Here is a 970-nt window from a genome sequence, read left to right as displayed (position 1 = left end):
GACCCCGAGGTCGTCCTGGCGCTGGCCGCGCTGGGGGAGACCGCGCCCCCGGGGCGGCTGCACCGGCACGACGAGCTGGTCGTCGACCTCGACGACGGCGGGACGGTGACCGTCCCGGCCTGGCCCGGCCGCGGCGACGACTGGCACGCCGCGGACCCGCTGCGGGCGCTGGTGGCTGCGCTGGCGCTCCGGCGCCGTGTCAGGATGCTCGGGTGAGTGAGCGACTGCCCCGACGGGTCGCGGTGCTGTCGGTGCACACCTCCCCGACCGAGCAGCCCGGCACCGGCGACGCCGGTGGGATGAACGTCTACGTCGCGCAGACGGCGATCCGGATGGCCCGCCGCGGCGTCCAGGCGGAGATCTTCACCCGCGCCACGTCGTCGGAGCAGCCACCGACGGTCGAGCTGGAGCCCGGCGCGACGGTCCGGTTCGTCGCCGCGGGCCCCTTCGAGGGCCTCGGCAAGGACGACCTGCCGAGCCAGCTGTGCGCCTTCACCGCGGGGGTGCTGCGGGCCGAGGCCCGCCACGACCCGGGCTGGTACGACGTCGTGCACTCCCACTACTGGCTGTCCGGCCAGGTCGGCTGGCTGGCCCGGGACCGCTGGGGGGTGCCGCTGGTGCACTCCGCGCACACCCTGGCCAAGGTCAAGAACGCCGCGCTCGCCGCCGGGGACACCCCCGAGCCGCGGGTGCGGGTGATCGGCGAGGACCAGGTCGTCGCCGAGGCCGACCGGCTGGTGGCGAACACCGAGATCGAGTCGAAGCAGCTGCTGGACCTCTACGACGCCGACCCGCGCCGCACCGTCACCATCCCGCCCGGGGTGGACACCGACCGCTTCCGGCCCGGGGACCGCGCCGCGGCCCGCGCCGAGCTGGGCCTGCCCGCCGGGGCGGTGGTGCTGGCGTTCGTCGGGCGCATCCAGCGGCTCAAGGCCCCCGACGTGCTGCTGCGCGCCGCGGCCGAGCTGGC

2 protein-coding genes are annotated in these 970 nt (G+C 76.6%); both read left to right on the top strand.

Annotation, left to right across the window (positions count from 1 at the left end):
- Positions 1-216 (top strand): hypothetical protein (locus tag GTW08_RS22410; protein ID WP_161152477.1); only part of this gene is annotated, 216 nt, incomplete at its 5' end.
- Positions 213-970: glycosyltransferase (locus tag GTW08_RS22405; protein ID WP_161152476.1), on the top strand; the 758-nt coding region annotated here is incomplete at its 3' end. The genes GTW08_RS22410 and GTW08_RS22405, both read left to right, overlap by 4 nt.

It is taken from the genome of Pseudonocardia sp. SID8383, assembly GCF_009864975.1.
Taxonomy (GTDB): domain Bacteria; phylum Actinomycetota; class Actinomycetes; order Mycobacteriales; family Pseudonocardiaceae; genus Pseudonocardia; species Pseudonocardia alni.
Note: the sequence above shows the minus strand (reverse complement) of the source record. Positions and strands in the feature narration are given on the sequence as shown.